We start from the raw sequence: 24,250 nt of genomic DNA, 5'->3' as shown, positions 1-24,250 counted from the left end.
TTTATAAAGTTTCAATTTAAAATCTTACTAAAAAACAAAATACTTTTTCCTTAATTTTACAACATGATAAAAGCAATTTGTTCATATAAAATCTGTCTTATCTTCTTATTAATCTCAATCACTTCTTGTGCATCAACGGGCGAATGGGCTAGCAAGGTTACAGGAAGCAACATCAATTACAAAGTCACTGAAGCCAATAACCCTATTAAAGATTTTGCAGGCAACTACCTGACTGTTGTTTATCTTGAGAATTTGGGGTTTGATAAAATAGGTAGAAACAGTCATACTGAAGATGTCGCTTGGTTACTATCACAAGGCTATCGGGTTATAGAACTCGATTATGCTAAAAACAAAAAAGCTTCGGCAACAAAAATAAATGAAGATATCATTGCTATTAATAATGCGATTGCTTCTGGTGATTTTTGCGGAATTAAAAATTGTTCCACGTCCAAATCCTATATTTTGTTTGAAGGTTACCGAATAGCTCGCAACGTCCCTTATTTTGAAGACGACCCAACGGTTTATAACACACCTGCTGAATACACTAAAGGCGACATGCTTCACATGGATATTATTTATCCTGCAAATGCTGGGGCAAAAGTACCTGTTGTATTATCGTTTTCTTATAGTAATAGCTATGCAACATACGATGCTGACAAAAAAGAGCTAACAGACGCCCATAAAGATTTTAGAATGTTTCTACCATACACTTTTGCAGGGTTTAACGATTCGTTTTTAGAAGGCACGCCTGCACACGGTATGGCATGGGCCATTGCCGACCACCCCAAATATTGCCCTTGGGGAAGCGGCAAACCAACTCATGGCAAAAATGACACCTACAAATCGTATCAAGTCAATCCCGATGCCGCTCAAAAAGTGAAATCTGCCATTCGGACACTGCGTGTTAAAGGCAAAGAATTAGGGCTTTCCGGAAAAATAGGTGTTTATGGCTTTTCACGTGGTTCCACTGCTGGTTCTATGGCTATTGGTGACAAAATTGTACCTGAATTTGAGAATGCAGGTTTTAATAAGGGAATTAATGATGCTATTCAAGCAGCGGCATTAGGCCCTGGTGTTTTCGATTATACCCAAATTTATAATACAATAAATGATGGCGATTCTAATCTTGAAACCAGATGTCCTTGGGCATGGGGTTCTCTAGAAAACAATTATGACTTATGGCAATCAATGGGTGCTAGCTATTTGGTAGAATCGTCCGCCACAGCTCCTGTTCTTTTATTTTACAATACAGACGATGCACCGTATTACCATGACCAGATAACACATTTTAAAGCGAAGCTGGATGCTCTAAATGTTCCCACTTCAACATTAATAAATTATGGTACTGGGCATGCTGTTCCCCAAACTTTTGAAACACTAAACAAACTCTATGATTTCTTCAAAAAACACCTAACATCCTCAAAGGTTGAAGTCGTTATAAAACCAGATGTTGTTTCCTTTATTGAAGGTAAAGACAGCATCTTAAATTATCAGATTGCCGAAAAATCTTTAAATGGCACTTACAAAAGATCCAATTACATGCATCCGCTTTACACTTTAGACGGCGAAATTTTAACTGAAGATTTCCCCGAAGACCATCCACACCATAGGGGCATTTTTTGGGCATGGCATCAACTATATATTGGTGATAAACGTATGGGTGATGGTTGGGAAATTGACCATTTTAGTTGGGATGTAACGTCTGTTAAAGAACTAAAACAACTTGACAACTCTAAAGCAATACAAGCAGACGTTTTTTGGAAATCAAGCCAATGGTTAGACGCTAACGGCAATGAAAAACCTGTGGTTAAAGAAGTGACTACCATAAAAGTATATCCTAAAGAAAAAAATTACCGACTCATTGATATTGAGATTTCCATACTTGCTTTGGAAGAAGCTATGCGTATCGGTGGTTCTGAAGACGCCAAAGGCTATGGTGGGTTTTCACCTAGGATTAAACTAACAGACGACATTACATTCACAAGTTCCGAAGGACAAGTAACACCTACCAACTTACCTGTTAAAGCAGGTTCTTGGATGGACATTTCTGGTTCTTTAGGCAAAGATGGAAAACAAGCAGGACTTACCATACTGTGCCACCCAAACAACCCAGAACCTTCAAACCAATGGATATTACGTGCTAAACGCAGTATGCAAAATGCTGTGTATCCGTACCCTGGGGCTGAAGTTGTTCCACTGTCTAAAACAGTACCAACTACGCTTCGTTATCGTATATTAGTACATGAAGGCGCATCAACAGCAATTGATATAGAAGCTATATATAACAACTATAAAAACCTGTAATTTGTATTTTAAAAATCCGTTTTGGTAATTTATAAAACATTTGTATATTGCACAGTATCAGAATTTTCATCTATTCATATTATTTGTTTTTTAAAAGTCAGATGGTGCATCCATAATCATGCTTCTGTATCTTAAAAGCATTTTTAGCATGGCATGGTTCATCATTTTAAAATGGAAGCAAAAAAAAACACCAAAACTTCCGAATAGCCATCTAAATGGTTGTATAAAAGGATAAACGTTTCGCATATAAACAAGTTGTTACACATTTGAGAAAAACACAATATGAGAATATACATTTTATCGATTTTAACTTCAATCTTTCTTATTTCTTGTAAAACTGACCCAAATAAACAAGTTGAAGAAGGTACAGTTCAAGAAGACATATATCATAGTAAAGAAATTGGTTGGACAATTGAAATTCCAAAAGGTTGGAATGTAACACAAAAAGAAATTGTAAAAGAAAGAGAAAATAAAGGCTTAAAAGCTATAAATGAAGCAAATGGAATTGACTATGACGCGAGTGGCTTAAAACAGCTAATTAGTTTTCAGAAAGACAGGTTTCATATTTTTCAATCATCCTCTGAAAAATTTGAACTAGAATACGAAGGAGAATATGAAGAAAACAAAAAGATGGTTAAAGAAATGCTTTATGAAATGTATGCAACTCGTGGAATAAAAGTTGACACAATTTCTTCAAAAGAGAAAATTGATAATTTAGAATTTGACTTGTTTCACATAACTATATATGGTCCAAAAGGCGATGTTATTCTTTATCAAGACTTATATTGTAGATATATAAATGGTTTTGATTTTGGAGTAAACCTAAACTATGTTAATGAAAATGAAAAAACAGAATTAATGAAAGTTTGGAAAAACTCGAAATTTGAATAAAAACGTGCTATAACAATGCCGTGTCCTATGAAAAAATTGCTAGTTTTAGCTAAACCAAAGTTTGTTGCCCTTTTACTGGCTTCCGATTTTGCTTGCACCAGTTCGCTTCGCTCGTGTCCTTCGGAAAATCCTCGCACTCAAACACGCAACTTTCCGTACACGTACACGTTGCCAACAAGTAAAAATATTAAAGGAGCGAACTTGAACTATAACAAGACAAGTTATAATAAAGCATAAAAACTGAATATCAAGATATGAAAAATAGAATTATAAAACCGAAACATGTTTTAGTCTTTTTAACTATTGGAGTATTAGTTTTTATTGGAATTTATGAGACTTTTTTTCGAATTAATTACGGAAGTTCATATTCTTATGCTAATAAATCGTTATCCTACTCTTTCGAAAAGCAAAGGAACTTTTTTAAGGCCAAAAATCTTTTAGTAATTGACAATTTATCAGGCAGTATTGATTCATTAAGCTCAGTAATAAAAAGAGATGGAACAATTGAAAAAATCTATAGACATGAGAAGGGAAAATTGATTGAAATATCCCCTACTGATATAAAATTTACAGACGAAATGCAGAAGAAGCTTTTATTTGATTATTAATAACTAACGAAAGCACAATAGTGTATCCTAAAAAATGCTAGTTTTAGCTAAACCAAAGTTAGTTGCTTTGTTTGCTGGCTTCCAATTTTGCTTGCGCCAGTTCGCTTCGCTCGTGCCCTTCGGAAAATCGTCTTACGTAAACACGTTGTAAAACATACCGAAGAAAAATTCGTCTTTCAAAATAAACATCTGAAATTTTTGAAAATAGTAACTTTTAAGTTACCTTTGTCTGAATGGAAAAAGTTAGGCAAGTAATACAATATAAAAATTATTTCGAAGAGTTTTTACTTGCTCAACCGATAAAGGTTCAAGACAAAATATTTAAGGTCATTGAAATAATCGAAACATATCAGCACGTGCCGAAAACATATTTGGCACCAATGAAAACCCACAAAGGACTATTTGAAGCCCGAATAAAATTGGGCTCAAATATTTGGAGAGTTTTTTGCTTCTTCGACAAAGGTAAGTTAGTTATACTCTTGAACGGATTTACAAAAAAGACGCAGAAAACACCGAAAAATGAAATCGACAAAGCTGTCCGACTAATGAAAGAGTATTACGAAGAAAAAAACAAAGAAAATGGAAACTAAAAGCTGGAAAGACATTAAAGATACCGTTTACGGAAAAAAAGGAACGGAACGCAGAGACGAACTCGACAGAGATTTTGAATCTTTTAAAATCGGTTTGCTTTTACGAAATGCACGAGAGGAAAAAAACCTGACTCAAGAACAACTTGGCGAATTGATTGACAAAAAGCGGACTTATATTTCTCGTGTGGAAAATAATGGCAGTAATCTGACTTTAAAAACCTTATTTGACATAGTTGAAAAAGGACTTGGCGGAAAAGTCAATATTTCAATCGAAATCTGATATAAAGTAGGTTTTACAAGCCGTGTATAAAAAAATGCTAGTTTTTTGTTACCCGTTTAGTGGCTTCTGATTTTACTTGCGCCAGGTCGCTTCGCTTGTGTCCTTCGTAAAATCCTAGCCTACAAACACGCAACTTTCTATACACACGTTAGCTACAAGCTGAAAATGACAACCGAAGAAATTAAATATTCATTGACCAACAATCACCTTAAATTGAGCTTAATTGATAAGCTTAATCATTATGGAAAAACTTTAATATTTCTGATTCTTCCAATAATATATGTTTTTCTCAAAGTAAAATCTTTTTTTACTCACGAGAGAGTAAATTCGGATAACAAAACTTTGATTTTTGTTGGTGTTTTTACCATACTGGGAATTATCTTTTTGATTATCCAAAAACGACAGTTGAAATTTAAGTCAATCCGAACACGGTTACCTGAAAACGAATTAATAGCTCTTATAAAAAAGGTATGTGATGAGAAAGAATGGACAATATATGATTTTGGAAAAAATTATTTAAAAATTAAAACATTTTCGGATTTACTAACTGGTAGCTTCGGAGAAGATATAACAATAATATTAGATAAGAATTTAGTGTTAATTAATAGTAAATGTAAATTAAGTAAGCGGAATTATTTGTTTTCTAATCCGAACACACAGAATATAAATGTGTTTTTTGAAAGAATAAAAGCCAATAGCTAGCACCGTGTCCTAAAATCTTTTTATCTAGTGCCTCAAATTTCACTAATTTTGCCACATGATAAAAGAACTTCAGCTCCGTATTTCACTTAAAGAAGAAGAACGCAGCGATATTTTGGTGCAAAAAGCGTCACATATCCTTGATATTGACAAAGAAGATATTACTGGGGTTAAAGTACTTCGTAAATCTATTGATGCACGAAAGCCTAAAATCATCTTTAACTATAAAGTGGCTGTTTACATTCGAGAAGTATTACCCAAAACTTCCGAATACCAATTCGATTATAAAGATGTTTCTAAAGCAAAACCTATCCACATTATTGGTTTCGGACCTGCGGGGATGTACGCCGCTTTACGCTGTATTGAACTCGGTTTTAAACCCATTGTTTTAGAACGCGGCAAAAATGTAAAAGACCGCCGTCGGGATTTAAGAGCCATCAATCAAGACCACTTTGTTAATGAAGATTCCAATTATTGCTTTGGCGAAGGTGGTGCTGGCACGTACAGCGATGGCAAATTATACACCCGAAGTTTAAAACGTGGCGATGTACGCCGAATTTTTGAAAACTTAGTGTTTCATGGCGCTACCGACCAAATTTTGGTTGATGCCCATCCGCATATCGGTACCAATAAATTACCTAAAGTTGTCCAGAATATAAGAGAGACTATTTTAAAATATGGCGGCGAGATTCATTTTGAAACACGAGTTACCGATTTCATTATAAAAAACAACAAAATCCAAGCCATTCAATTAAACAATAGCGATGACATGCCTGCTAACCGGGTTATTTTAGCAACTGGTCATTCAGCTCGTGATATCTTTTATCTACTTCACAAAAAAGAAATTGCTTTAGAAGCCAAGTCGTTTGCTATGGGGGTTCGTGTGGAACATCCGCAACATATTATCGATGCCATTCAATACCATTGCAGTGGGGAACGCCATGAGTTATTACCTGCAGCTTCCTATAGTTTGGTGCAACAAGTAAACGAACGTGGTGTGTATTCGTTTTGTATGTGCCCAGGCGGGTTTATTGTCCCTGCCGCTACTGCCAACGGTGAAGTCGTTGTGAACGGCATGTCACCATCAAAACGAAATAACTTATTTGCGAATTCAGGCATTGTCGTTGAAATTGATGTCCACAGGGATTTACCTAAATATGAACAGTTTGGCGCACTAAAAGGTTTGGAATACCAAAAAAACTTAGAGCGTATGGCATATACTGCTGGTGGTCGAAGTCAGGTAGCACCCGCACAGCGCCTAACCGATTTTGTTGAAGGGCGATTATCTCCTGATTTGAATCCTACCTCCTACCAACCGGGTTTGAATTCAGCACCATTACATTCCCTTTTACCTAAATTAATTGGTAGCAGATTACGAAAAGGTTTTGAGGCTTTCGGACAAAAAATGAAGGGTTATTATACGGCCGAAGCTAATATTGTTGGCGTAGAATCAAGAACCTCATCGCCCGTTTGCATCCCTAGAAACGCCCAATTAGAACACCCACAAATTAAAGGGTTATTCCCTTGTGGCGAAGGCGGCGGTTATGCAGGTGGTATTGTTTCTGCGGCTATGGATGGCGAGCGTTGTGCCGAAGCCGCTATTAAAGACTTATAAATATTAACCTGCTGGGTGTAATTGCTTTATCAATACTAATTTTTATATAAATTGTCACATTGAGCTTGTCGAAATGTATCTTCTAGTGTCTTCGACAGGCTCAGACTGACACTTGAGTACTAAATTGGCTTTAAAGTATAATCAAAATTCGTTATAAATTGAATTTTCTTAATTTCACCCAACGGATAAATATTAATATTATTCCTATTTTTGCATCACTAAAAAAATGAACTAACTATGAATGCATATATATTTCCCGGTCAGGGCGCACAATTTACAGGGATGGGTTTAGACCTTTACGAAAACGCGCCTTTGGCTCAAGAATTATTTGAAAAAGCAAATACTATTTTAGGTTTCAACATTACAGACATTATGTTTGAAGGCACTGCTGAAGCTTTAAAAGAAACCAAAGTAACACAGCCTGCCATATTTTTACACTCGGTAATTTTAGCTAAAACCCTAGGCGCTAGTTTTAAACCCGATATGGTTGCTGGCCACTCGTTAGGTGAATTTTCGGCATTAGTCGCTAACGGTACTTTAAATTTTGAAGATGGTTTGAAATTAGTATCGCAACGAGCTTTAGCTATGCAAAAAGCTTGCGAATTGCAACCAAGTACCATGGCTGCCGTTTTGGGATTAGATGATGCTATTGTAGAAAAAGTGTGTAACGAAACTGAAGGCGTTGTAGTCGCAGCTAATTATAATTGCCCTGGACAATTAGTGATTTCCGGTGAAGTAGATGCTGTTAATAGAGCTTGTGAAGCTATGAAAGCAGCAGGTGCCAAACGTGCTTTGGTATTACCTGTTGGTGGTGCATTTCACTCACCTTTAATGGAACCTGCTCGTGAGGAACTAGCAGCTGCTATTGAAAATACCACCTTTAGCAAACCCAACTGCCCTATTTATCAAAATGTAACCGCCAAAGCTGTGATTGATGAAGCTGTCATAAAAGCAAACTTAATATCGCAATTAACGGCGCCTGTTCGTTGGACGCAATCTGTTCAACAAATGATTACAGATGGTGCTACCCTGTTTACAGAGGTGGGCCCTGGAAATGTTTTACAAGGTTTGGTGAAAAAGATCAATAGAGAAGCGCAAACAGCCTCCGCAAGTTTATAATGAAGTTAACTAAACGCACTATATATATTTTATTAGTAATTGTTGTAACAATTGCAATCGACCAAATTTCGAAAGTACTGGTTAGAACCCATATTCAAGCACGCACCGACATACATCCTGGTGAACGCATTTCGTTAATTGGCGATGCTTTTATTATGATGAATGTTGAAAATACGGGTGCTTTTTTAGGGATGGGCAGCGATTTAAATCCAACACTTAGAATCATCTTATTACTTATTTTACCCATACTTGTTTTAGGATTTGTTTTGCGTCATATTTTAAAAGACTCCTCCATTGATAAATGGTCGCTTTTTGCTTTTGCCAGTATTATTGGTGGCGGTATTGCAAATGTTTACGACCGCATTGTGTATGGTTCTGTAACCGATTTTTTCTTTATTGATTTAGGTGGGATTTTTAGAACCGGGATTTTTAATATGGCAGATCTATCGGTAACAACTGGTATGATTATATTGGTATTTGTTAGTTTTAGAAAGAAAGATAAAAATGAAGACATAGAAAAGGCTGCTTAAAAAACCCAGACCTCACAGGTTTTAAAAACCTGTGAGGTCTATAACAGTATTTTAAACTTCATATTGTTAAAAATAAAAAGGCTGCAAAATTAAATTTGCAGCCTTTTCTCTTTATAATTCAAAGTAAACTATTTGTTTTCCCTTACTTTTTGTTCCCAATTCCATGCAGAACGCATCGCATCATCTAACGATAATTTTGTTTTCCAACCCAATTCATCATTTGCCTTTGTAGTATCGGCATAAGCTGAAATAATATCGCCTTCTCTCCTGCCTACAATTTTATAATTCAGCTTTTTACCTGAAACTTTTTCAAAAGATTTTACAACTTCCAGCACCGAACTTCCTTTTCCTGTTCCAAGATTAAACGTTTCGTAATTGGCTTTATTTTTATTTTTCAACAAACGACCCAAAGCCACTACGTGTGCCTTGGCTAAATCGACCACATGAATGTAATCGCGAATGCAAGTACCGTCTGGTGTTGGATAATCATCTCCAAAAACAGAAAGTTCTTGACGTAAGCCTATCGCTGTTTGCGTAATAAATGGCACTAAATTTTGCGGAACACCAATTGGCAATTCACCAATATTAACCGACTCATGTGCCCCTACCGGATTAAAGTAACGCAAGGCAATCGCTTTAAGACTTGGCGTTACTTTACAGGTGTCGCTAATAATTTCTTCACCAATTTGTTTGGTATTTCCATAAGGCGACTCCGCTTGTTTTACGGGGGCGTTTTCGGTAATTGGTAATTCGTCTGCTTGCCCGTAAACCGTACAAGACGAGCTAAAAATAAAACTAGCTTCTGGTAGCTTTGTTAATTCTTTAAGAATATAAACTAAGGTATTTATGTTATTTTCGTAGTAAAGCAAAGGTTCTTTTACGCTTTCACCTACCGCTTTACTGGCAGCAAAATGAATAACACCTTTTATATCGTTATGCTTTGCAAAAAACGCTTCTACACCTGCTTTATCTTTTAAATCAAGTTTTTCAAAAAGTGGCTTTTTTCCAGTAATAGCTGTAATACCATCTAATACGCTTATTGATGAGTTTGACAAGTCGTCAATAATAACCACTTCGTAACCTTCGTTTTGTAATTCTACAACGGTATGCGAACCAATAAAGCCCAAACCGCCAGTAACTAATATTTTATCCATTTATAAAGTTTATAATTGTTGATGTAATAAATTCTATTTGTTCATCGTCCAGTTCTGTATGCATTGGCAATGAAATAACGTCTTTTACCAATTGATTGGTAACAGGAAAATCGGCTTCATTGTATCTTGAATCTGAATATGCCTTTTGTTTATGAAGTGGAATTGGGTAATAGACACCACAAGGAATCCCTTTTTCGTTCAAATGCTTTACTAGAGCGTCTCTATCCGTTCCTAATATTCTTAAAGTATATTGATGAAAAACATGAGCGTCTTCACCTCCATTTCTATGGGGAGTTATGATATTTGAAATGTTTTTAAAAGCGTTGTCATACTTATTAGCCGCTTCACGTCTTTTTTTGTTGTAAATATCCAAGTGCGGTAATTTAGCATCTAAAACCGCCGCTTGAATACTATCCAAACGCGAATTTACACCAACCACATCATGGTGGTAACGCTCGTACATACCATGGTTTACAATACCTCGAATGGTATGGGCTAAAGCGTCATCGTTTGTAAAAATAGCACCACCATCACCATAGCAGCCTAAATTTTTTGATGGAAAAAATGACGTGGATGCTACATGCCCTATGGTGCCTGCCTGCGCTTTTTTACCATCTTTAAACGTGTAATTTGCGCCAATAGCTTGGGCATTATCTTCAATTACATATAAATCATGCACTTTGGCAATATCCATAATAGCCTCCATATTAGCACATTGACCAAATAAATGAACAGGTACAATGGCTTTGGTTTTTGGTGTAATGGCCTTTTTAATAGCTTCAATATTAATATTAAAGTCGTCTTCATTCACATCAACCAAAACAGGTGTTAATTGCAATAAAGCAATAACTTCAACGGTTGCAGCAAAGGTGAAATCGGCAGTAATAACCTCATCACCGGGTTTTAAACCCAATCCCATCATAGCAATCTGTAACGCATCGGTGCCATTGGCACACGGAATGACGTGTTTTACGCCTAAATAGTGTTCTAAATTCTTCTGGAATTGATGAACTTTTGGACCGTTTATATATGTTGTGGTTTCTAAAACTTCTTGAATAGACGTATTTACAAGGTCTTTAATGTCGTCATATTGACCTTTGAGGTCAACCATTTGAATTTTTTTCATCTAAAAAAAATATAACTATTATAGTATTTAGAAATACAAGTGCAATAATCTTCTATACTATAATTTAATGAGCCACGAAATTACAAAATTAGTACACGGTAACCAATGAAATTATTTTAAAGAAATGTATTTTAGCGTCAAATAAAAAAGATTTGGGTTTTATTTACAACATTGGCATTCATGCAGCACATTTTGGTTTAAAATGCGCATCGTTATTTAACGAAAAAATCAAAAATGGTGTTATTGGCCGACAAAACACTTTTAAAATTCTACGTGACAATTTAAATCCAAACGACCAAACACTTTGGTTTCATTGTGCTTCTTTGGGCGAATACGAACAAGGACTTCCTGTTTTTAAAGTTTTAAGAAGTCATTATAAAAACCATAAAATTGTACTTAGTTTTTTTTCGCCATCGGGTTATGACATTCGAAAAAACACACCCATTGCCGATGTTGTGGTTTATCTTCCGTTGGACACCAAAGCAAATGCGAAACGTTTTTTAGATATTATAAACCCAGAGCTAACCGTTTTTGTTAAGTACGATATTTGGCCAAATTTTTTAGAAGAACTAAAAAGAAGACAATTACGGGCTATTTTAATTTCAGCAGTATTTAGAGAAAATCAATCGTTCTTTAAGTTTTATGGAAACCAATTAAGAAAAGCCTTATTTGCTTTTGAACATATTTTTACCCAAAACGAGCGTTCTAAAAATTTACTTGAATCCATAAACTATAAAAACGTTACCGTCACAGGCGACACGCGTTTTGATCGTGTTTCCAGCCAATTAGAAGTTGATAATACTTTAGATTTTGTTGAAACTTTTAAACAAGACAAACTTTGCATGGTTGCAGGTAGTACTTGGCCAGAAGACGACACATTACTTATAAACTTCATCAATTCAGAAGCTTCAAAAGATGTGAAATTTATTATTGCACCTCATAACATGAAGTCGAATCAAATAAAAAACATTCAAGAAAAACTAACGACTGAAAGTGTTCTATTTTCTGAAAAAGACAGTACAAAACTTAAAGATGCCCAAGTATTTATTATTGATATCATTGGCATTCTTTCAAAAATTTACAATTATGCAGATATGGCTTATGTTGGTGGTGCCATGGGAACTACTGGATTACATAATACTTTAGAACCTGCTGTTTTTGGCGTACCTATTATTATTGGCAACCACCATGAAAAATTTCCGGAAGCCAAAGAAATGATAGATAATGCAGGGATGTTTTCTATAGCAAACCAAGAAGAATTTGATGCTATTCTAAAGGAATTAATCCAAAACACCGAAAAACGCATACTTTCGGGAAACAACAATTTGCAATACATTAAAAAGAACAAGGGAGCCGTTGCTAAAATAGTACGGTATTTGGGTTTTTAAATATCAACAACAACACTAAGTAAAGTTTGTTATGATAAAATGAGATATTAACACAATCGGTTGCGTAATTAAAGTCTATTTTATATATTTGTTTTAAATCACCAAAAAAACTATCTAAAACTCATGAAATTAATTAAAATCCCTAATCATTATATCCTAATTACTCTTCAAAGAGTATTTGTAACATTACTAATTACACTTTTTTTGTATAACTGTAGTAGCGACAATAATGGAGGCACTGACCCAACGCCAACTACCCCAACATTAAGAGCAGACGCTTCAATAATAACTCCAACTATAGCACATCAAACTATTTCTGGCTTTGGTGGTGCAAACAGAATGTGGGGAACACAATCTTTAAAACCTGCTGAAGCAAAAAAAGCGTTCGGTCTTGGTGAAAATGAATTGGGACTCAGTATTTTTAGAGTTCGCATTTCTTCTAATAAGGATGAATGGCCAATCATAGTAGAAGCAGTAAAGGAGGCAAATAAGTATGGAGCAACAGTATTGGCATGTCCTTGGTCGCCACCCGCAGCATTAAAAAGTAATAATAGCGATGTAGGAGGTTACCTTTTGCCAGAAAATTACGAAGCATTCAAAGATTACATTAATGAATACATTACTTATATGGCTTCAAATGGAGCTATAATAGACATTGTTTCCATACAAAATGAACCCGATTGGCAAGTAAATTATGAATCTTGTGATTATACAGCAAATGATTTCATACAATTTTTCAAAGCTCCAGGAGAAATAGTTGGTGCTAAAGTGGCTGCTCCAGAATCTTTGAATTTTAATCAAACCATGACGAATGCTATTTTATCAGATGATATTGCAGCTAATAGCATAGATATTGTGGCTGGTCATATTTATGGAGGTGGCACAGCAAAGCTTCCTTTAGCCGAGCAAAAAAACAAAGAAATTTGGATGACAGAATATTTATTGAATTTAAATACTGGTAATGCAGGAGCTGCAGCTTGGAGTACTTATTCAGAATCTGCTAAGTGGACTGAGTCAATTACTATGCTTAAAAGTATTCATGATTCGATGATGGTTAATTGGAATGCTTATGTTTGGTGGTATTTACAACGTTACTATTCGTTTATAGGTGATGGAGAGCAGGGAACCGTTAACGGTGAAGTTATGAAAAGAGGTATTGGTTTTTCTCATTTTTCAAAGTTTATAAGACCCGGTTACAAAAGAGTGGAGGCCATTGAAAATCCGCGATCTGGTATATACGTAAGCGCCTATACTGGTGAAGGAAAAACAATTATTAACGCTATAAATATTTCTGGCTCTGCTGTAAGTCAACAATTTTCTATTGAAGGGACTTCAGCAACATCTATTATACCTTATGTAACTAGTGAAACTTTAAGTATGCAAAAGCAAACATCGATTACTATAATACCAGAAATTGATGGGTTTAATGTATCATTACCAGCAAAAAGCATCACCACCTTTATAACTAATTAAACAACGAATACAATTGGTCATTAAAACAACTTTGTTACTTTATAGTTATTCTATAGTGCATATTAAAATTAAATTTATTTATCAGCTATTCTTAAGATAAAGATAAGATCCATACAGAACTAGTTATATTTGGTGAACTAGTAATTGAAACACCAGCATTAATAACCCTAGTGATTGGACTGTTGGTCAATCTATATGGTTTAATAGGCAGAATTGATTTTGGTTCGTTGTGTTATTTTTTTTCTATTCTAGAAGTTACTGTTACTTCTTTAAAAGTAGCAACCCTTTGATTATGGGAACTTTGTATATTACAAAAACCCGATTTTTTTTAAATCTTATTTTTTTTGTAAAATGTTTTTTATAGCACAACCGATTGCGGAATTAAAAATTTATTCATATGTTTGTATTACTTCAGTAAAAATTTTGGAGTAAAATTGGTAAATTAATAAAATTACAATCAAAAAGTATTATATCCTTATTTAAGGATCAAGTAGGTCTAGCCTTATGTTTTTTGACTTTTTCATTAAGATGGAAATTTTAGCTGTTATGATTTGAAGAATATATCCTAAGTACCTAGAGTTATTTTGTTTTTTCTTTAAAATACATAAATCAATAATTTTTTTAAAGCAACTTATTTGCTTTACTATTAGATAAATTAAGCAAATAAAATACGTATTAAAGAAATGTTAAAACATTTTACGCAATCGGTTGTGTTATCTGGAATATTTTTTTACATTTGGTTAATATCTAACACTTATGAGTTAATATAAAAAACACATTTTTAATAATCAACAACAACTATATATTCATTAATAACCATTTACATTTAACTAAACTCAATTTTTATGACAAAGTTTTTATTATTTAAAAGCGAACACATTAAACAGATAGGATTTTTAATTCTGTTGTTTTTGTTTTGCACTGGGATGCATGCCCAAATAACGGTTTCTGGAAATGTCTCAGACGTTGATGGTCCTATTCCTGGAGCAAATTTAATTTTAAAAGGAACCAACAATGGTGCTGCTACAGATTTTGATGGGAACTTCATTATTAGTAACGTTCCATCAGATGGTGTATTAGTTTTTAGCTTTATTGGCTATAAAACCAAAGAAGTATTAATTAACAATCGGAAACAAATCAACGTCACCTTAGAACCTGACGCAGCCGCTTTAGATGAAGTTGTAATAATAGGTTATGGTACTTCGAAAAAAGGAAGTGTAACGGGAGCTATTACAACAGTAGATGCTCAAGAATTAGAGCGTATTACGGTTCCTAACGTAGCTGAATCTCTAAGAGGTCAGGCAGCTGGGGTTCAAATTACTAAAGGCAGTGGACAACCTGGATCCGGAGTTTCAATCAAAATTAGAGGTACACGCTCACTTGGCGCTGCAGGAACTGGTGTTGATGCCGCAAACCAAGCTACTATCGTAGTCGATGGTGTGCCACTACTTGGAGGTAATTTATCTGAAATAAACCCAGACGATATTGAATCTGTGACTGTTTTAAAAGATGCTGCCTCTGCTTCAATATATGGAGCAAGTGGGTCTAATGGTGTTTTATTAATTACAACTAAAAAAGGTAAGGTAGGCAAACCAGTATTTACGATTTCTACTTCTACAGGTTTTAATAACTTAGCAAATAGAATAGATTTCGCAAATGGTGATCAATATATTCAATATTTAAAAGATGTTGAAGTAGGTTCCGATATCGCAAATGGTGTCCCTGTCTCTGTACCTTCTTTAAATACATTATTATCCCCAGATCAATTAGCTAACTATATAGCCGGTAAAGATGTTGATTGGCAGGATGTCTTGCTAAGACAAGGTACAACTAATAGAGTAAGTCTCACTGCTTCAGGTGGTTCTGAAAATTTTCATTTCTATTTAAATGGAGATATGTATGATGAAAAAGGTATTGCTCTTAAATCCGACTATAAAAGGTATTCATACCGTTTAAATACTGACTATGCTCCTAATGATTGGTTAAAAATTGGGTCTAGAATTCAATATACAAGAAGTGAAGCGGATGAAACCAGTAATGTGATTGATGAATTTAATCAAAATGGAGGTTTTGCTCCTTTTATTCCTATTTCAAACAACACGCCTTTAGGTACCGTTTATAATCCTGATGGTAGTTTAACACAATTTATAACAGGCGATCAGTTTCAAATCAACCCTTTATACAGATATAATGAATCTATTATAGATAGAATAACTACCAGATCTATTGTAAACCCATATATTGAAATAAGTTTAGGAGGTGGATTTAAATATACCATTAACGCAAGTGCAGAAGATAGAAATGAATTTTACGGAAGTTTTTTATCTTCAAGGTATAAGGAAGGTGAGCCAAATGAAGCAAGAATTCAAAAAACAAACAATACAAGTTATTTGTTAGACAATATTATAAATTATACTGGAGTATTCGGAAAACATGATGTAACTGGAACTTTTGTTTATGGATTTCAACAGTTTGAATTTGATAGATTAAATGCTATAGCATTAAGATTACCAACCGATTTATTAGGTTATAACGGTATTGATGATAGTTTAGATGAAGATGATCGCTTTAGCTGGGATAAAAATAAATCTGGTAAAGTTTATTTAATTGGTCGTGTAACTTATGGGTTTGACGACAGGTATATTCTAAATTTATCGGTGAGACGTGATGGGTCTTCAAGATTTGGTGCAAATAATAAATATGGTGTTTTTCCTTCTGGTTCATTTGCATGGAATGCTCACAATGAAAGTTTCTTGAGAGACGTTGACGTTGTTAGCAATTTAAAACTAAGAGGTAGTTATGGTATAACTGGTAATGATAACTATTCAGATTTTCGCTACTTGGCATTAGCTAATAATATTCAATTACCTATTGGAGTTGATGCAGACGGTGAGCCTATTTTATTTAATGGTTATGGCCCTGGAACTACAGCTGGAAATCCAAATTTAAAGTGGGAAGAAAGCAAACAGTTTAACGTAGGATTAGATTTTGGTTTATTAAGTAATCGTATTACCGGTAGTTTCGAATATTATCAAACTAACAACATAGACTTACTATTACCAGAAACCATCATTGGAGTCGCTAATAATGGAGCAACAAGCTATGATTCAAATATTGGTGAAACTGAAACCAAAGGTTTAGAGTTAAGTTTAGCTGCTCGTATCATAGATACTGATGATTTTACCTGGAGTGTTAATATGAATTATACTCAGGACAGAAATAAATTAGTTAGATTGAGTAGAAATGATGAAGATGAGAATGGCAATCCTGTTGACAATCCTGCTAATGGTTGGTTTATTGGGCAAGATTTTAGAGAGATATATGATTATAAATATTTAGGTGTTTATCAAACAGCTGAGGTTGAAAACCTTAACACAACTGGCACCAATTTCCTAAATGTATTACCTGGTGACCCTAAAATTGCTGACTTAAGTGGTCCAGATGGTATTCCAGATGGCGTCATTGATGATGATGACCGTACTTTTTTAGGCAACCCTACACCAGATTGGTTTGGAGGTATCACGAATACATTTACATACAAAGGCTTTGAATTATCAGTGTTAGTAGAATCAGTTCAAGGCGTAACACGAGTTAATAGCTTTTATGGTGGTTACAATTCTAATAGATCGAATATTATTAATATAAATTATTGGACACCTGATAATCCATCAAATGAATTTCCTAGAATTGGAAATGGCGGCGGGCTTTCTAGTCGTTTTGCAAATTCTATAAGAATTCGGGATGCTTCATTTGTAGCATTAAGAAATGTGTCATTAACATACAATCTTCCTAAAAAGTTTCTAGATAAAACTTTTGTTAATGGTTTATCGCTATATGTAAGAGGTAATAACCTTAAGTATTTTACCGATTATAAAGATGCTTTTTCTCCTGAATCAGGGCCTGGGTCTTACCCTATAACAAAAACATGGGTTTTTGGGACTAAAATAACTTTCTAATAAATAAAAAAAAGTTTTATGAAAATATTTAAATCATTATTAAAAACGATGTCATTGCTCTTAATTATTACGAGTTGTGATAATCAAATAATTGATCTTCAGCCTCAAGATAGATTAACTGCAGATCAAGCATTAAATACAATTGATGGACTTGAGGCTACCATGTTTCAAGTTTTTGAAACCTTACGTAATTTACATGAGGGAACTGATACGTCTGTCTATAAACAAGCGGGCACAGATTTATCACTTGCAGGGACTAATATTAACGATGAACCATCGGCTGGTTTACCAGCAATGAATGCTTATAATGTAAATCTTTCTCCAAATAGTGGACCAGTAGCTCAAATTTGGGATAATCATTACAGAGCCATAGCAAATTGTAATAGTGTTATTGAAAATGCTATTGTGCCAGTAACTCCTCAAGAAGAAGCAACTGTTGCTAGACTTGAAGGGCAAGCAAGAACCATGAGGGCTTACTGCTATTTAGAATTGGTAAGACGTTTTGATAACATTCCCATTGCAAAAGTATTGCCCCCAGGATCAGAGCCTTCTTCTGAGGCGCCTTTAGAGGACAAATCTGTTATTTACGATTTGATTTTAAACGATCTTACAACTGCTATTCCAAATTTACCAAACAGAACAGGTACATCTGGTGTTGGAACACCTTCAAGTGGCTTGGCTAATTTCCTTTTATCTGAAGCGTATCTAGATTTAGGTATGTGGAAAGAAGCTGGTGATGCTGCTGCTGAGTGTATTAGTACAGGAGGGTTTTCATTGCAACCCCTAGATGGTATTTTTGGTCTTGAAGGTGGTAAACAAGGTACAGAAAACAATCTTGAAATTATGCTTTCTTGGGTTTTTGATCCAGCTATTTTAAACAGACGTAACCGTATGGTTATGATGTTGGTACCTTTATACGATAGGGTTAATGGTGTTGCGAGAACATTTGAACAGGGAGGAAGACCTTATGGACGTATGACACCCTCTACATATTATTTTTCTCTTTTTGATAATGAAGATGGTAGATTAAATGCATGGCATAAAACAACTTGGCAATTTGATGTGGATATTACAGGTGATAAAATTGTAGAAGGTTCTGGTTTTTCAATTGGTGATACGGTTACTCCCGAATATGTATTATCTCCAGGAGGATCTGTCTTTGCTAATGCGGCTATCATTAATCCAGCATGTACAAAAACATGGGAAGATGGTACGTATGGAAGATTGGTAGATGGTGCAGATGGTTACAGAAATGTAATTGTATATAGACTTTCTAATGCGTATTTAAATGCTGCAGAAGCTTATTGGAGAAATGGTGAAGAAGGTAAAGCTTTACCTTTTATAAACGCCATTAGAGAAAGGGCTTACGGCAACTCTAGCCACAATTTCACTTCCTTAACAGAGGAAGATATTATAGAAGAACATGCTAGAGAATTAGGTTTTGAAGGTGTAAGATGGAGTTTCTTAAAGAGAACTGGTAAATTAATAGAACGCGTTAAATTACATAATGCACTCGCTGCGCCTAACATTCAAGATAAACATCTTAGATGGCCTATTCCACAAACCTTTGTTGACTTAGCAAGAGTTGACCAAAATACAGGTTATTAACAATAAAAAAATAAATTATGAAATCGCCACGATTTGGAAACACAAACACCAATGAAAATAAAGCGATACCATATGACCATTAAAAAACAATAAATATTTACATATGAAAAACAATATGAAAAAACTATGCGGTTTGTTAACCCTGGTAACGTCTTTGTTCCTTGTAGGTTGTGACAGCAACGACGATACAGGTTCTGTTTCGGTTATGTCTGTGAGTCCTGCTGAGCAATATGTTCAAGATATCGCTACAATTGAAGGAACTGGTCTAGACCAAGTTCAATACGTTTTTGTTGGACAGATAGAAGCAACTTTTACTGTAGATGGTAATACGTTATCTTTTGAAGTTCCAACCGCAGCAAAACTAGGAGAGAATGTAGTCACCTTAGCAATGAAAAACAACTATCGTGTAACTACAGAAATAGGTGTTTTAAAAAAACCAATCCCTGCGATTTACACTGTTTCTACAAGTGCTGCTGGCCCAGGAAATAATGTAACTATTACTGGTGAATTTTTAGAATACAGCCCACAAGTTACTGTAGGTGGTGTTAATGCAACTGTAGTATCTTCTTCAACTTCTGAACTTGTATTTACTGTCCCTACCGTTCCTAATAAAACGCTTCCTGTTGATATAGAAATTACAACAACTTTTGGCACCATTACATCCACAACTATTTTTTATGCATCAGAAAACCTAATACAAAATGGTAATTTTGAACTAGGAACCGGTGATAATTTTGACAGTTGGGGTAAATGGAATGGAGGTGCTGGAATAACTTTAGCTTCAGCATCAGATTCTTATGCAGGTAGAACTGCAAAAATTGTAGGAGCCAACAACAATCCATGGAGTACACAATTTGTAAGTAATGCGGCAGCTACTACTCCTGGTGTCAAGTATCTTGTTGTAATGTCCTATAGAGCAGAGTCTACTAATGCTTTAATGCGTTTCTCTACTAATGCATCTGGAGGAGCTTCTTATGGACCCGATTTTAACTTTGGTCTTCAATGGCAACAAATCACTTGGGAATTCACAGCAAATTCCGATGCAACTAGAGTTGCTTTAGATATGGGTAAAACTGGAGAGACCATGTTTATAGACAACATTGCTTTAGTAGCTCAATAACATTATTTGTTTAGTTTAGTTAGTTTTTAAAAACAACCTCAAGTTTATTTAATTTGAGGTTGTTTTATTTACAAAAAAAAGAGAGACCATATTTTAGCCTCTCTTTTTTTAATTATTATAATTAAATTACATTGTCATTTATTAACAAGATTTCTTGTCATAAGGATTAAGTGCTATAATAGTACCATCATCGTTATATTTAATTTCGCTAACCTTAATAGACCTTAAATGCGTCACACCTTGAGATAAGCTAGAATCATGGTAAAATAAATACCACTTACCTTCTACCTCGCAAATTGAGTGATGGGACGTCCAACCTATTACAGGGTTTAAAATACGTCCTTTATACGTAAATGGTCCGTAAGGGCTATCGCCTATGGCATAACAGATAAAATGCGTATCTCCTGTCGAATATGAAAAATAATATTTACCCTTATATTTATGCACCCAAGACGCTTCAAAAAAACGTTTTTCGTTGTCTCCTTCCAGTAACAGTTCACCATACGCATCTAAAATCCGTACTTCCTTCGGTACTTCGGAAAATTGTAACATATCCTCTGTAAGTTTTGCTACAATAGGTAATAAAGCAGGCTCATTTGGCTTAGGAAGCTCATTATCTTCACGGTATATATTGTTCCGGTACTTTTGAAGTTGTCCGCCCCAAATTCCCCCAAAATATATGTAATAACTACCATCTTCATCTTCAAAAACGGCTGGATCTATACTATAACTGCCCACTATAGGATTTGGTTCTGCTTTAAATGGTCCCGTAGGGAAATCACTTATTGCAACGCCTATTTGAAAAATCCCTTCTTTATTCTTAGCAGGGAAAAACAAATAGTATTTCCCGTTTTTATGAGCGGCATCAGGTGCCCACATTTGTCTTTCTGCCCAAGGCACATCATCTACGTGTAGTGCAACACCATTATCAACTGCTTTGGCATTTATGTTGTCCATGGATATCACATGATAATCTTCCATTCCAAAATGGTCTCCATTATCATTAAAAGGAACACCTGCATCTATATCATGAGAAGGATATATATATATCTTATTATTAAAAACATGAGCAGATGGATCGGCAGTATATATATGGGATACCAAAGGCTGAGAGATGGCATTTTTACTTAAGCTTTCAAAATCAATATGTTCTGTACTTTTATCTGGCATTATAATATTTTTATATTTGTTATTTAACGACACTTAATCTTCTTTCCTTTAAATCACATTCTAATTCAACCTCCATTTTTTTATTAATTTCATAGAAAAACAATAACCCAACACCAATCAAAAATGGGATAGAAGGAAAAACACTAACCAGTAATTTAATGCCGTTAATGGCGGAATCAGGCTGTTCTAGTGCATTGGGCACATAATTAAAAAATCCTAAAAACCATGTAGTTAAAGCGCCCCCAATACTTAGACCCGCTTTTAAACCTACCATCATGGCAGAAAATATGATGGCTGTTGCTCGACGGTTATTTTTCCATTCCGAATAATCGGCTACATCAGCAATCATAGCCCAAAGAATTGGGATAGTGATTCCGTAGAAAAACCCATGAAGTATTTGAGATACGAATATGAGTATTATTGATGTTGATGGAAAGAAATAAAAGGCAAGAATAAACAAAGTTGAAATAAAAAGAAATGTTGCAAACACGTCTCTTTTACCATATGTATCAGCGAGTTTTTTAGACAACATAATGCCTACTATCATAAAAATGATACCACCAGCATTAAATAATCCAAATCCCGCAGAAATTGGGTCATCTCCAAAATGATCCATCCCTATTGATAATAGGAAATCTAAAATGGGATGAATAACCACAGCTAATTGTTCTCTGTCTACATAGTTTTCAAAATAATACACATAAGCACCCCCTTTCATGGCAAGTGTAACAAACACAAGCGTAGTAAGTGATAGCATAATTAGCCACGGTTTATTTTTGACTAAATCACCTAAATCTTCTTTAATACTTGATTTTTGTTCAGGTTTTGGAACGACACGTTCTTTTGTTGTTAAAAAGGTTATAATTAGCATAATAGTACCTACAATGGCCAATACAGTCATTACTTTTTCTATTCCTATGGCTTTATCACCACCTCCTGCACTTTTTATAATCCCAAGCATAAATACTTGCACAAAAAATTGAGCAAACATAACAGCTACAAATCTATAGGATGACAAACTGTTTCTTTCTGCCATGTTACCTGTAATAACACCACTAAGTGCCGAATAAGGGAGATTGTTTGCAGCATACAATATCAATAATAGTGTATAAGTTACTACGGCATATATGACTTTACCTTTATATGAAAAATCAGGTGTAGAAAATGCCAAAATAGCAATAATGCCAAGTGGCACTGCTGTCCACAAAATCCAAGGACGAAATTTCCCCCATCTTGTATTTGTTCTATCGGCAATGGCTCCAACGATTGGATTAAAAATGAAGGCCGCAACCAATCCAACGACTAACATAATTATGGATGAGTGTGTTGGAGATAATCCATATATGTCTGTATAAAAATAAGCCAGATAGGTTATCAACGTTTGAAACACCAAGTTTGCAGCAAGGTCACCTAAACTATATCCTATCTTTTCCTTGATGGATAATTTTTGCGAAGTGGAATTCATTAGTTATTCTTTGTGTTTTAGTTGGATTTGTATTTTAATTTTAAAGCAATAATACTATCATAAGCAGCCTTAGGCTTCAATTCCCTATCGAAAAGTAAAGGGTAATTGGTTCGTCCTTTTATAGGCCAATCGTTGAGCCAAGATTGACCATCGTTTACACCCCAAAAGGTAACCCTACTAATTTTATCTTGATGCTTTAAGAATAGTTTAAAAATATCTTGATATCGATTTGCGAATTTTGTTTGAATGGAATCTGGTAAATTTTTAGGATAAGGGTTCATTTTTTTGCTGCCTTCAAAATTTTGGTTCACATCGGCACCAACCAAATCCCATGGACTTGGCAACACATTTATATCCAGTTCTGTAATGGCCACTTTTACACCTAAAGACGCATAGTCCAAAATGCTTTTTTCAATATCTTCAATACTTGGTTTTTCTAAACCCCAGTGACCTTGCATACCTATGCCATCTACTTTTATTCCTTTTTCTTGTATACGCTTTATCATTCTAATGGCACCTTTTCTTTTTTCTTCATTAGTCATATTATAATCGTTATAATACAACTTTGTATTCGCATCTGCTTCAAACGCCCATTTGAATGCCAATGGTAAATAGTCTTCACCTAAAACATCCAAAAAAACGGTTTTTCTTAATGTGCCATCTTCATTTAAAGCTTCATTTACAACATCCCAAGAATTTATTTTCCCTTTGTATCTGCCAACAATAGTTTTTATATGATGTTCCATAGCATTGGCCATTTCTGTGCTATCTTTTATTTCTGTAAACCAAGGGGATAATTGGCTATGCCAGATTAAGGTATGGCCGTGAATGAACATGTTATTTTTTTCTCCTAAAGCAACAAACTTATCGGTTAATTTAAAATCAAAGCTGTCTTTTACTGGGTGGATGAACATTGATTTCATGATGTTTTCAGCAGTAATGCTATTAAACTCATTTTCTATTCGTGTAGCTTCTAATGAATCATTTTCTAATATTTGGTTTTCATTGACGGCTACACCTATATAAAAATTTTCTTTATAAACATCTTTTAGATTAATGGCTTTAGAAGCCCCAGACGTATTTACTTCTTTACAACTAAAAGTTGTAATTAATATCGTTGTTATAAATGCAATTTGTCTTAATGTATTCATTAT

20 protein-coding genes are annotated in these 24,250 nt (G+C 34.7%); 15 read left to right on the top strand and 5 right to left on the bottom strand.

Going from position 1 to position 24,250, the window contains the following annotated elements; genetic code table 11:
* The first annotated feature begins 63 nt into the window (after positions 1-63).
* The 10 genes from CJ739_RS20465 (at position 64) to lspA (ending at position 8,636) form a co-directional block, all read left to right on the top strand.
* Positions 64-2,304 carry a DUF6807 family protein gene (locus CJ739_RS20465; RefSeq protein ID WP_205419399.1) on the top strand — a complete coding sequence of 747 codons (2,241 nt, stop codon included), beginning with the start codon at positions 64-66 and terminating at the stop codon, positions 2,302-2,304.
* Positions 2,305-2,586: 282 nt separating this feature from the next.
* Positions 2,587-3,195 (top strand): hypothetical protein, encoded by a 609-nt coding sequence (locus CJ739_RS10220; protein WP_117174967.1) that lies wholly within the window; start codon positions 2,587-2,589, stop codon positions 3,193-3,195.
* 27 nt (positions 3,196-3,222) lie between these two features.
* Positions 3,223-3,432, top strand: a complete 210-nt coding sequence (locus CJ739_RS10215) for a hypothetical protein (RefSeq protein WP_117174965.1) — start codon at positions 3,223-3,225, stop codon at positions 3,430-3,432.
* Positions 3,433-3,449: 17 nt separating this feature from the next.
* The gene (locus tag CJ739_RS10210; RefSeq protein ID WP_117174963.1) at positions 3,450-3,803 is read left to right on the top strand and encodes a hypothetical protein; all 354 of its coding nucleotides are present in this window, start codon (positions 3,450-3,452) and stop codon (positions 3,801-3,803) included.
* Between the two features lie 233 nt (positions 3,804-4,036).
* Positions 4,037-4,393, top strand: a complete 357-nt coding sequence (locus CJ739_RS10205; protein ID WP_117174961.1) for a type II toxin-antitoxin system RelE/ParE family toxin — start codon at positions 4,037-4,039, stop codon at positions 4,391-4,393.
* Positions 4,383-4,673, top strand: a complete 291-nt coding sequence (locus CJ739_RS10200) for a helix-turn-helix domain-containing protein (protein WP_117174959.1) — start codon at positions 4,383-4,385, stop codon at positions 4,671-4,673. The genes CJ739_RS10205 and CJ739_RS10200 overlap by 11 nt, the downstream gene beginning before the upstream one ends.
* A 165-nt stretch (positions 4,674-4,838) precedes the next feature.
* Positions 4,839-5,375, top strand: a complete 537-nt coding sequence (locus tag CJ739_RS10195) for a hypothetical protein (RefSeq protein WP_117174957.1) — start codon at positions 4,839-4,841, stop codon at positions 5,373-5,375.
* 55 nt (positions 5,376-5,430) lie between these two features.
* Positions 5,431-6,987 (top strand): NAD(P)/FAD-dependent oxidoreductase, encoded by a 1,557-nt coding sequence (locus tag CJ739_RS10190; RefSeq protein WP_117174955.1) that lies wholly within the window; start codon positions 5,431-5,433, stop codon positions 6,985-6,987.
* 237 nt (positions 6,988-7,224) lie between these two features.
* Complete coding sequence (gene fabD, locus CJ739_RS10185; protein ID WP_117174953.1) at positions 7,225-8,106, top strand: ACP S-malonyltransferase; 882 nt, start codon at positions 7,225-7,227, stop codon at positions 8,104-8,106.
* On the top strand, positions 8,106-8,636 hold the full coding sequence (lspA, locus tag CJ739_RS10180) for a signal peptidase II (RefSeq protein ID WP_117174951.1): 531 nt from the start codon (positions 8,106-8,108) through the stop codon (positions 8,634-8,636). Before fabD ends, lspA begins: the two co-directional genes overlap by 1 nt.
* 128 nt (positions 8,637-8,764) lie before the next feature.
* Here the strand turns inward: lspA and galE are convergent, their stop codons facing one another.
* Together galE and CJ739_RS10170 are read right to left on the bottom strand one after the other, a co-directional pair.
* Complete coding sequence (galE, locus tag CJ739_RS10175) at positions 8,765-9,790, bottom strand: UDP-glucose 4-epimerase GalE (protein ID WP_117174949.1); 1,026 nt, start codon at positions 9,788-9,790, stop codon at positions 8,765-8,767.
* Positions 9,783-10,916: a DegT/DnrJ/EryC1/StrS family aminotransferase gene (locus CJ739_RS10170; protein WP_117174947.1), complete on the bottom strand. Its 1,134-nt coding sequence runs from the start codon at positions 10,914-10,916 to the stop codon at positions 9,783-9,785. Before CJ739_RS10170 ends, galE begins: the two co-directional genes overlap by 8 nt.
* A 152-nt stretch (positions 10,917-11,068) precedes the next feature.
* Between CJ739_RS10170 and CJ739_RS10165 the strand changes: the two genes are divergently transcribed.
* The 5 genes from CJ739_RS10165 (at position 11,069) to CJ739_RS10145 (ending at position 20,461) form a co-directional block, all read left to right on the top strand.
* The gene (locus CJ739_RS10165) at positions 11,069-12,304 is read left to right on the top strand and encodes a 3-deoxy-D-manno-octulosonic acid transferase (RefSeq protein ID WP_117174945.1); all 1,236 of its coding nucleotides are present in this window, start codon (positions 11,069-11,071) and stop codon (positions 12,302-12,304) included.
* 123 nt (positions 12,305-12,427) lie between these two features.
* Positions 12,428-13,777, top strand: a complete 1,350-nt coding sequence (locus CJ739_RS10160; protein WP_117174943.1) for a glycoside hydrolase — start codon at positions 12,428-12,430, stop codon at positions 13,775-13,777.
* A gap of 845 nt (positions 13,778-14,622) precedes the next feature.
* On the top strand, positions 14,623-17,733 hold the full coding sequence (locus tag CJ739_RS10155) for a SusC/RagA family TonB-linked outer membrane protein (RefSeq protein ID WP_117174941.1): 3,111 nt from the start codon (positions 14,623-14,625) through the stop codon (positions 17,731-17,733).
* A gap of 18 nt (positions 17,734-17,751) precedes the next feature.
* Complete coding sequence (locus CJ739_RS10150) at positions 17,752-19,341, top strand: RagB/SusD family nutrient uptake outer membrane protein (protein ID WP_117174939.1); 1,590 nt, start codon at positions 17,752-17,754, stop codon at positions 19,339-19,341.
* Positions 19,342-19,456: 115 nt separating this feature from the next.
* On the top strand, positions 19,457-20,461 hold the full coding sequence (locus CJ739_RS10145) for an IPT/TIG domain-containing protein (protein ID WP_162880186.1): 1,005 nt from the start codon (positions 19,457-19,459) through the stop codon (positions 20,459-20,461).
* Between the two features lie 141 nt (positions 20,462-20,602).
* Here CJ739_RS10145 and CJ739_RS10140 read toward each other — a convergent pair whose 3' ends face one another.
* From CJ739_RS10140 to CJ739_RS10130, 3 genes are read right to left on the bottom strand one after another with little or no spacing between them, the layout of a single operon-like run.
* On the bottom strand, positions 20,603-21,631 hold the full coding sequence (locus tag CJ739_RS10140; RefSeq protein ID WP_117178905.1) for a glycoside hydrolase family 43 protein: 1,029 nt from the start codon (positions 21,629-21,631) through the stop codon (positions 20,603-20,605).
* Between the two features lie 19 nt (positions 21,632-21,650).
* Positions 21,651-23,096: an MFS transporter gene (locus tag CJ739_RS10135; protein ID WP_117174935.1), complete on the bottom strand. Its 1,446-nt coding sequence runs from the start codon at positions 23,094-23,096 to the stop codon at positions 21,651-21,653.
* A 17-nt stretch (positions 23,097-23,113) separates the two neighbouring features.
* Positions 23,114-24,247 carry an endo-1,4-beta-xylanase gene (locus CJ739_RS10130; protein ID WP_117174933.1) on the bottom strand — a complete coding sequence of 378 codons (1,134 nt, stop codon included), beginning with the start codon at positions 24,245-24,247 and terminating at the stop codon, positions 23,114-23,116.
* Between the last annotated feature and the right edge of the window lie 3 nt (positions 24,248-24,250).

The sequence above is a fragment of the Mariniflexile sp. TRM1-10 genome, from assembly GCF_003425985.1.
GTDB lineage: Bacteria > Bacteroidota > Bacteroidia > Flavobacteriales > Flavobacteriaceae > Mariniflexile.
The sequence above is the reverse complement of the archived record's forward strand: the minus strand, read 5'-3'. Positions and strand labels throughout refer to the sequence as shown.